This is a genomic window from Rhizorhabdus sp. (assembly GCF_018006725.1).
In the GTDB taxonomy this organism is placed as follows: domain Bacteria; phylum Pseudomonadota; class Alphaproteobacteria; order Sphingomonadales; family Sphingomonadaceae; genus Rhizorhabdus.
In genome coordinates this window covers 1-7,586 of the sequence record NZ_JAGMXV010000217.1, presented here as the reverse complement: position 1 = coordinate 7,586, position 7,586 = coordinate 1, and the positions used below count along the sequence as shown (strand labels likewise).

13 protein-coding genes are annotated in these 7,586 nt (G+C 62.3%); 12 read left to right on the top strand and 1 reads right to left on the bottom strand.

Features of this window, described 5'->3' with window-relative positions; all coding sequences use genetic code 11:
* The 5 genes from KAY22_RS21670 to KAY22_RS21650 form a co-directional block, all read left to right on the top strand.
* On the top strand, window positions 1-390 hold a 390-nt coding region (locus KAY22_RS21670), incomplete at its 5' end, for a toprim domain-containing protein (RefSeq protein ID WP_296625286.1).
* Between the two features lie 339 nt (window positions 391-729).
* On the top strand, window positions 730-1,653 hold the full coding sequence (locus KAY22_RS21665) for a DUF2493 domain-containing protein (RefSeq protein WP_006018712.1): 924 nt from the start codon (window positions 730-732) through the stop codon (window positions 1,651-1,653).
* A gap of 140 nt (window positions 1,654-1,793) precedes the next feature.
* Window positions 1,794-2,243 (top strand): hypothetical protein, encoded by a 450-nt coding sequence (locus KAY22_RS21660; RefSeq protein WP_006018713.1) that lies wholly within the window; start codon window positions 1,794-1,796, stop codon window positions 2,241-2,243.
* Window positions 2,244-2,335: 92 nt separating this feature from the next.
* On the top strand, window positions 2,336-2,632 hold the full coding sequence (locus tag KAY22_RS21655) for a hypothetical protein (protein WP_080654815.1): 297 nt from the start codon (window positions 2,336-2,338) through the stop codon (window positions 2,630-2,632).
* Window positions 2,633-2,820: 188 nt separating this feature from the next.
* Entirely contained in the window at window positions 2,821-3,141 is a 321-nt protein-coding gene (locus KAY22_RS21650; RefSeq protein WP_006018714.1) for a DUF736 domain-containing protein, read from the top strand.
* Window positions 3,142-3,242: 101 nt separating this feature from the next.
* Here the strand turns inward: KAY22_RS21650 and KAY22_RS21645 are convergent, their stop codons facing one another.
* The gene (locus tag KAY22_RS21645) at window positions 3,243-3,491 is read right to left on the bottom strand and encodes a helix-turn-helix transcriptional regulator (protein ID WP_024337241.1); all 249 of its coding nucleotides are present in this window, start codon (window positions 3,489-3,491) and stop codon (window positions 3,243-3,245) included.
* Window positions 3,492-3,637: 146 nt separating this feature from the next.
* On the opposite strand from KAY22_RS21645, the gene KAY22_RS21640 reads away from it, so the two are divergent.
* From KAY22_RS21640 to KAY22_RS21610, 7 genes are all read left to right on the top strand, one after another.
* Window positions 3,638-3,910, top strand: coding sequence for a hypothetical protein (locus KAY22_RS21640; protein WP_006018715.1), 273 nt, complete (start codon window positions 3,638-3,640; stop codon window positions 3,908-3,910).
* Between the two features lie 165 nt (window positions 3,911-4,075).
* On the top strand, window positions 4,076-4,270 hold the full coding sequence (locus KAY22_RS21635) for a DUF6499 domain-containing protein (protein WP_006018716.1): 195 nt from the start codon (window positions 4,076-4,078) through the stop codon (window positions 4,268-4,270).
* A 136-nt stretch (window positions 4,271-4,406) separates the two neighbouring features.
* The gene (locus KAY22_RS21630) at window positions 4,407-4,847 is read left to right on the top strand and encodes a DUF2285 domain-containing protein (RefSeq protein WP_024337242.1); all 441 of its coding nucleotides are present in this window, start codon (window positions 4,407-4,409) and stop codon (window positions 4,845-4,847) included.
* A gap of 134 nt (window positions 4,848-4,981) precedes the next feature.
* A complete protein-coding gene (locus tag KAY22_RS21625; protein WP_006018718.1) occupies window positions 4,982-5,263 on the top strand; it encodes a helix-turn-helix domain-containing protein in 282 nt (93 codons plus the stop codon).
* Window positions 5,264-5,285: 22 nt separating this feature from the next.
* Window positions 5,286-6,167 (top strand): replication initiator protein A, encoded by an 882-nt coding sequence (locus tag KAY22_RS21620; RefSeq protein ID WP_006018719.1) that lies wholly within the window; start codon window positions 5,286-5,288, stop codon window positions 6,165-6,167.
* Window positions 6,168-6,456: 289 nt separating this feature from the next.
* On the top strand, window positions 6,457-6,921 hold the full coding sequence (locus KAY22_RS21615; RefSeq protein ID WP_006018720.1) for a DUF2840 domain-containing protein: 465 nt from the start codon (window positions 6,457-6,459) through the stop codon (window positions 6,919-6,921).
* Window positions 6,922-6,935: 14 nt separating this feature from the next.
* A complete protein-coding gene (locus tag KAY22_RS21610) occupies window positions 6,936-7,430 on the top strand; it encodes a S26 family signal peptidase (RefSeq protein ID WP_296625285.1) in 495 nt (164 codons plus the stop codon).
* Window positions 7,431-7,586: the final 156 nt, after the last annotated feature.

Genomic DNA, 7,586 nt, shown 5'->3' with positions numbered 1-7,586 from the left:
AACGCCGTTCGCTTCGGCGTGGTCGATGATGTGCTCGCTGCCGGCGAGGGAATCGAGACCATGCTGTCACTGCGTTACGCACTGCCGGCCCTGCCCATGGCGGCCGCGCTTTCGGCTAATCATCTCGCAGCGATGATGCTGCCATCTGGCCTGCGTCGGCTCTATATCGCCCGCGATGACGATGCTGCCGGAGATACCGTACAGGCGATTCTCACGCAGCGCGCGGTAGAGGCCGGCGTTGAAGCGATTCCGCTGTCGCCTCGGGTGGGCGATTTCAACGAAGATCTGCACATCTTTGGCCTCGAAGCCCTCCGCGCATCGTTGCGGCTTCAGCTCGTACCAGAGGACGTCGTCCGTTTGCTGCATTCGTCGTTGGCAACCGCGGAATAGCCCCGGCAATTCGATGGGCATCGACAGGTCGGTCGCGGTGCGGCCACTGCCGGGAGAGCACGCGACCACGGCCTTCTAGAGGGCGATCGGACGGCAAGCGGCTCGGACCGGCAATGGCTGCGTCCGGCTATTTTCCGCCGCGCGCCGGCGACGAGAAGACACATTAGCCATCTGGCGAGCGCGCTTTGCATCGCGAAGCAAAATAGCCCGGCCTCCGCCATCCTCCGCTGCGCTTCGGCCCTCCGCTCTGCTCCGGGTTCTGGCCCGTTCCGCCTGCCGTCTGAGTGATCGCCACGAAGGCCGCGATGGTCGCGGCCGATCCGGCAAAGGATCGCCTCCATGACCGACCACGATGACATCGAACCACCGCACGACGCATCTCCGACCGAACACGTTCTTGCCGAATTGCAGCTCTTCGGTTACCGCCCCTTCGACGACCAGCCCGATCCACGGCCGCTTCCCGACGGCAGGATCATTACCGGTGCCGTCGTCGATATCTTCGATGCCCTGGTCGCGACGTTGAGCGACACGCGGCTCGAGCCGGACCTCGACGATCTGCTCTGGTCGACCGTCAACCTGTTCCACCGAGCCGTCGACCGCATCGGTCGCCAACTCGACGACAACGAACAGGCGCAACGGAAGAGTCAGCGCGAGCAGGACGGTTCCGAAGTTCGATCCGTCGAACTCGAACGCATCACGGCGGAAGGCACCACGTTGATCGAGCGACGCAACTGCCTGGAGCTCTTCCGTGACCAAGCCATCGAACGCTTCGAGACTCACACCGGCACATTATGGCGCCCCCGATCGGGATCGCTGGTGAACCACCGCACCCTGACCGCGGCGATGATCGACTCCCGCGACTTCATCGCAGCCAAGCGCCGCGCCGAGACCGAGATCCTGCTGCCCTCAGGGCCAAAGATCGCGCTCACCGGAGGGCTCGACTTCAACGACCACCACCTCATCTGGGATCGTCTCGACAAGGTTCATGCCAAGCATCCCGACATGGTCCTGCTGCATGGCGGCTCCCCGAGGGGGGCCGAACTGATCGCCTCGAAATGGGCGAGCAACCGCAAAGTGGCCCAGATCGCCTTCAAGCCCGACTGGACGAGGCACGCCAAGGCAGCACCGTTCAAGCGCAACGATGCCATGCTCGAACTCCTGCCGATCGGCGTCATGCACTTCCCGGGCACGGGCATCCAGGACAACCTCGCCGACAAGGCGAAACGGCTCGGCATCCCGGTCTGGATGTTCGGCGGCGCATGAGCGCCGTCTGCTCAACTGAAGTCTTTGAGGCGAAATTGCTCCCGCCGCAACTCCGCCTCGTTTCAGTCTCATATCCAGAGTTGCGCCGTGGTGGTGGTGGAAGGCGCGACTGGTAGATCTATGCACATGGAGCCACCACCATGCTCGCTATTGGGCTTGTTCTCAACACACTCGGCATCGGTCTGTTCTGCTGGGCGATCATTGCGCTTGCCGTGTATGCCCTGCCGTTTTTTGTCGCACTCATTATCGGGATGATGACGTTTCACAGCGACGCCGGCCTCATTGGCGCCATGCTTATCGCGACGGCCGGCGGTGCGCTGACGCTGGTCCTCGGCCAGGTCGCCTTTGCTGTTACTCGGTCCTCGGCCTTGCGCATCGCGATCGCAACAGCATTCGCTGTTCCCGCCGCCGTCGCCGGCTATCATGTGGTGTTCGCCGTGTCCAATATCGGGGTGCCCTCGCTGGCTTGGCGTGAAGTCTTCGCTTCCTTGGGCGCGGTTTGCGTTGGCGGCACGGCGATGACGCGCTTGGTGGTTTTGGCGAAGACCCGCCCGTTCGAGCCCGATGTGGTGGTGGAGAAACCGTCCTAGCCAATTCTTACGGCCGCATGGCCCCAGGGGCGATCGCTTACCGCTGCCATGTCGAATAGCTTCGTTTCGCGTAGATCGGCGCGGTGAACGGGATGATCGAACTTGAGCGCGGAGATCTCGTCCTGCTCGGAATTCATCGATCAAGCTGCCGACATTCGGTCTGGCCCACGCAGCCGCGGCAGAACGATCTTATCTCGATCCGTTCTTGGGAGACGATACCGCCTTTTGCAGGAGATTGTTTCTCTTTCCCCGCTGAATCGTTCACGCCTCTTGTTCATCAAAACCGAGATAGCCACGCTTCTCCAGATATCGTGGTTCAGCACGCGGACGCACGTGGCCTCGTTGATGGCTTGATCTGGCCGAAGACCGGCTTCGCCTCGATCGTCTGAGCCGCAACGCCGTTGATGCGACTTTCTTCCCCTGGGCTTCGCCCATTCCTCGCGAGGCAAGAAAGTCGCCACAACGACGTCCTCCGCTGCGCTCCGGCCCGAGCGGGTGCGTCGCCGATCGTCCTCGGCCCTAGATCGCCATCGAGGCCGCGGTGGTCGCGGGCTCGAAACACAACAGGAGAAGTGACATGGCTAACATCGGTTCTTTCAAGAAGGTCGGTAACGAATTCCAGGGCGAGATCGTCACCCTGAGCCTGAAGGCCAAGGGCGTCCGCATCGTCGCCGAGACCAACCGCTCCAATGACAACGCCCCCAGCCACCGCATCTATGTGGGCCGGGCGGAGATCGGCGCAGCCTGGTCGAAGCGTTCCGAGGAAGGCCGCGACTACCTCTCGCTCAAGCTCGACGATCCTTCCTTCAACGCGCCGATCTACGCGAACCTGTTCGACGACGAAGGCGGTGAAGGCTACACCCTGCTCTGGTCGCGGCCGCGCAAGACCGGCGAGTAGGCCACTTCATCAAGCCCCGTCCGGTCTGCCGGGCGGGGCTTCCCATCCTTCCAGGCGTCAGTGAGCGCGAACCGGCCGCCGGATCGAGCGGGTCGGCTCAATCACTCGGCCTGCCCCCGAGTCCTTTTCTTGGTGCTTGTGGGCGGGCGAGTGAGCAGGTCGGCGGCCTCGACACCCAGGCTGCGAGCGAGCCGATCGACAACGTCGATACCCGCCGCATAAACGCTTCGCTCGAGTGCGCTGATATAAGTGCGGTCAATTTCAGCACGATGAGCCAATTCCTCCTGTGACAAACCACGGGCCTGCCGGAGCTTCCGCAAATTGATTGCAAGTATCTCGCGTATATCCATACGCGAGAGGGCATGTCCTTGAAGAGTATTTCACCACGGAGTATTTTCGACAAAACGCGATCCGGACGGCTTCCGCGACAATTTTGGCGCTTCTGCTCCTTCCTGCCCGCGTGTTAGAAATTGTCTAAACTAAGGCGTGGAGTCTTATGAGGAAGCCGCCGCTCGACCCAGGCGTCGCCGACGCTGCGCCTGCAGATCAAATTCTCACTGCCTACGATGAGCAGCATGTCGTGACCTACATGCGCCTTCTGCAGGCCGAAAGCCAAGGGGCTGACTGGATGGAAGTCGCTCGAGTGGTGCTGCATATCGATCCGGTGCGGGAGCCGGACCGTGCGCGAAGCGCATATCAGAGTCATCTCGCGCGCGCCAAATGGGTGACCGAGCAGGGACGCCTCTTGCGCGGCACCGGCTCAAAATAGAAGAAAACCGCCGGCCGGCGACTTGCAGGCAGAACTATTTTCTTTTGCTGATCGGTGGTCATTCCGGTGCACCACGTGGTGCCAAACTAGGGGCTTCCTACAACCGCCTCGTTCATACCTATTGCGGCGCAATCGTTGTTAGCAGCGTGCAATGGGGCGGAAGCAATGCCTGAATTCGACTGGCGGTCGCCGGAATCCTACAAGAGCCTACAAGACGCCGAAATCACCGACATCGCCTGGGAATGTCTCCGCCGCAACGCCGGTTACCGGCGTGAGTACGAGGTGATGATTGCCAACAGCCCGAACGGCGAAGTGACTGACGAATTCAGGAGGAGGTGGGGCCTCTGCTTTCGCCCATGACCCGCGGCGGTCGTTCGATGAGCAGACGATCTTTTGGGCGCCTGAGGTTCTAGCGGCGGTCGTTCCGGTCAAGGTTGCCTCGGCCGCCGATCGCAGTTCAGCGCCTCAACCGCTGCTTGACCTTGCAGCAGGCCAGATGCGCCGCGCCGCCGACGGCTGGCACGCCGTGCTGCGCATCGGTGCAGTGGATCACCGTGTCTGGTCCAAGGATCCACCGGTGCTTGGCGCGTCATATGCAGCCGAACTGCCATTTGACGGCGATTTCGGCGCGCGTGCGTATGCAGCCCGCCGGCTGTGGCGCGCGATGAATGGACGCGCACCAGGTCCTGCCTTTCACCAACTATCTAAACAGCGGCGCGAACGCTTGAGCGCCGCGATCCGTGCGCTTGATGCTCGCAGCGCCGGCGGAAGCTATCGCGTTATCGCCGAAGCGCTCTTCGGCAAAAAGCGAATCCCCGACCGTGCCTGGAAGACCCATGATCTGCGCAATCGAACAATCCGCTTGGTGCAAGGCGGCCTTGCGTTGATGCGCGGTGGTTACCGCAAACTTCTGCGGTCCGGGCGCAGGGACGAATAGCCCTTCCGGTTGGGGGGTATCGAAAGCGGCCCCCTCCATATTCGGCATCCCCCTCCGAGATCTTGCTTCTCCATGATGACCGCACACACGCCGGCCTAGCCAGGCGTAGTGCGATGTCCTCCTGGAGTCCTCAAATGCCCGATCCGATGGCCGGTCTACCACCGCGATTCCTGCGTACACCTGAGGCCGCGCGCTATCTTGGCCTGTCCGGTCGCACGCTCGAGAAGCACCGCACGTACGGTACTGGACCGACGTATCGGAAGATCGGCGGACGTGTTGTCTACGCCGTCGATGACCTGAAAGCGTGGGCTGACCGCGGCGCCAAGACGTCGACGTCCGATCCCGGGAAGGGGACGGTACTGCCGGCCAAGAAGCAGCCCGCGCTGCGCCCGTATGCGGGCCAGGAACGTCGCTGATTGCCGCGTGAGAGTAGTGACCATGCGGCGCAAACACCATTCGGAGCGCGACCAGCTTGAGCTCTTTCGGGCGTTGCCCGGCGATCTTGCGCCGCGCGACGCGCAGGATCTGATGGCGTATCCGTTCTTCTCCCTCGCAAAGACTAAGCGGATCGTGCCGATCGACTTCCGTGCCGGTGCGATCGCAATTCGTGTCGAAGCCGTGCCGGAACACGGCATGGCGACGATCTGGGATGCAGACGTTCTGATCTGGGCCGCGTCCCAGATTGTCGAAGCCCGTGATGCCGGCCTGAAGACGTCGCGCCTGATGGCTGCAACGCCGTATGAAATTCTGACGTTCGTCGGCCGCGGCACCGGCGCACGCGACTATGATCGGCTGAAGGCGGGTCTCGACAGACTTCAGTCAACGACCGTGCTGACGTCGATCCGTCAGCCGGCAGAGCGGCGACGGCATCGCTTCTCCTGGATCAACGAGTGGAAAGAGACGGCCGATGCAAATGGCCGCCCATTTGGGATCGAGCTGATCCTGCCGGATTGGTTCTACGCTGGCGTCATCGATGACGCGCTCGTGCTGACGATTGATCGCGCCTATTTCGAGCTGACGGGCGGACTTGAGAGGTGGCTTTATCGTCTTGTGCGCAAGCACGGCGGACGCCAGGACGGCGGCTGGAGTTTTGATCTGGTGCACCTCCATGCCAAGTCCGGCATCCTCTCGCCCCTCAAGCACTTTGCTTACGACGTGCGCCAGATCGTCCAGCGCCAGACATTGCCCGGTTATCAGCTCGTGCTCACGCGCGACCCTGATGGCACCGAGCGACTGAACTTTGCACCCACGCCTGTTGATCCCTTAACGGCCCGCTTGCGCCGGCGCGGTCTCATTCCAAATTCGGAGGACAACCTGTGAATCAGCTCGTGCTATCGGGGACCGCAACCCTCGTGCTATCGGGGACCCGATCCTCGTGCTATCGGGGACCGGAATCGAGCTTAAGAGCTTGTTTCTCCGCGCTTTCCAGCCGCTCTAACTTTACTAACCGGAAATCCTTCGGATTTCTTCTAACGGAGCAGGCCGAAAGCGGCGTCGATGGCGCTCGGCAACGGCAGTCCGACAGGCCAGCCTGCCTTTGCAGGCGATACACACTCTCGACCGAGCCCCAAGCTCACGGCTGCCAGCCCCAGCGTCCGGGAGCCGCCGCATGAGCGATCTCACGGAAGTGGAAGTGTTGTGGCTCGAGAAGCGCATCGAAAACCGCATTCGGTTCGGTCGCATTGTCGGGGAACGGAAGCTTGATCGCCATCGGCGTGTCCTGTCATTCGCGCCAGGCAGCATCTTTGCCTTCGTCCGGTGGACCTCCAACGACTTTGGCACGATCATTTCGCGCATCGACATCTTGCGCGCGGTCGCACTGGGACAGCGCTGCTCGACCGTTCCTTATGTGACGCCCGGCGGTGAGATTCTGCTGCGCCTGTCCGGCTGGCCGAAGGTCGAGCGCGTGCTGCAGATGATCGATGCCGTTGAGGCGCTCGGCGTCGATCCGGCTGATGTCGCTCCCGACCATTGGCATCACGTTCACAACCGTCTGTCCGTTAATGAAAACCCGCGCCCGTATACGAAAGCGCGCCATCAGGCCTGGCTCCATCGCCAAAGGGTGATGCGATGACGGGCCGCCTACCGATGCTGGCCGTGACGATTGGGGTCGCTGCTGCGCTCATCGCGACGATCGTCCTGGAGCCGATTCCGCTATACATCTGGAACGCATCCGCGAGCGTGCCGATCGGTCTCTACCGCCTCCGACCGGCGGACCAATTCCAAGTTACTGAATTGGTCGCCGTGCAGCCGCCGGAGCCGCTCGCGACCTTCCTCGATTTGAACGGCTATTTGCCCATTGGCGTGCCCATGCTGAAGCGCGTGCTCGCCCTTCCGGGGCAGAGTGTTTGCAGAACCGGCCTCACGATTTCGGTCGACGAGGTCGCGGTGGGCGAGGCGAAGGACCGCGACGGACGCGGCCGGCCGCTGCCGAAATGGCAGGGCTGCCGCGTCGTCGGCGACGGCGATCTGTTTCTGATGAACTGGCAGTCGGACGACTCTCTTGATGGCCGGTATTTTGGATTTCTTCCGGCATCCAGCGTGATCGGCCGTGCGATGCCGGTGTGGACGTGGGAGGGGTGATCGTGCGTATTCGACGTGTTCTCCTCGCCATGCCCTTGTTCGATCGATTGCGGGATCATTCCTCCGTCTCGATCGATGTCTGCAAGGCTGGCGCGAGCCCGACCGCGTGCTTGGGTCGGTTGGGCACGCGCGTTTGTGCAGTCGTGCCCGTGATGC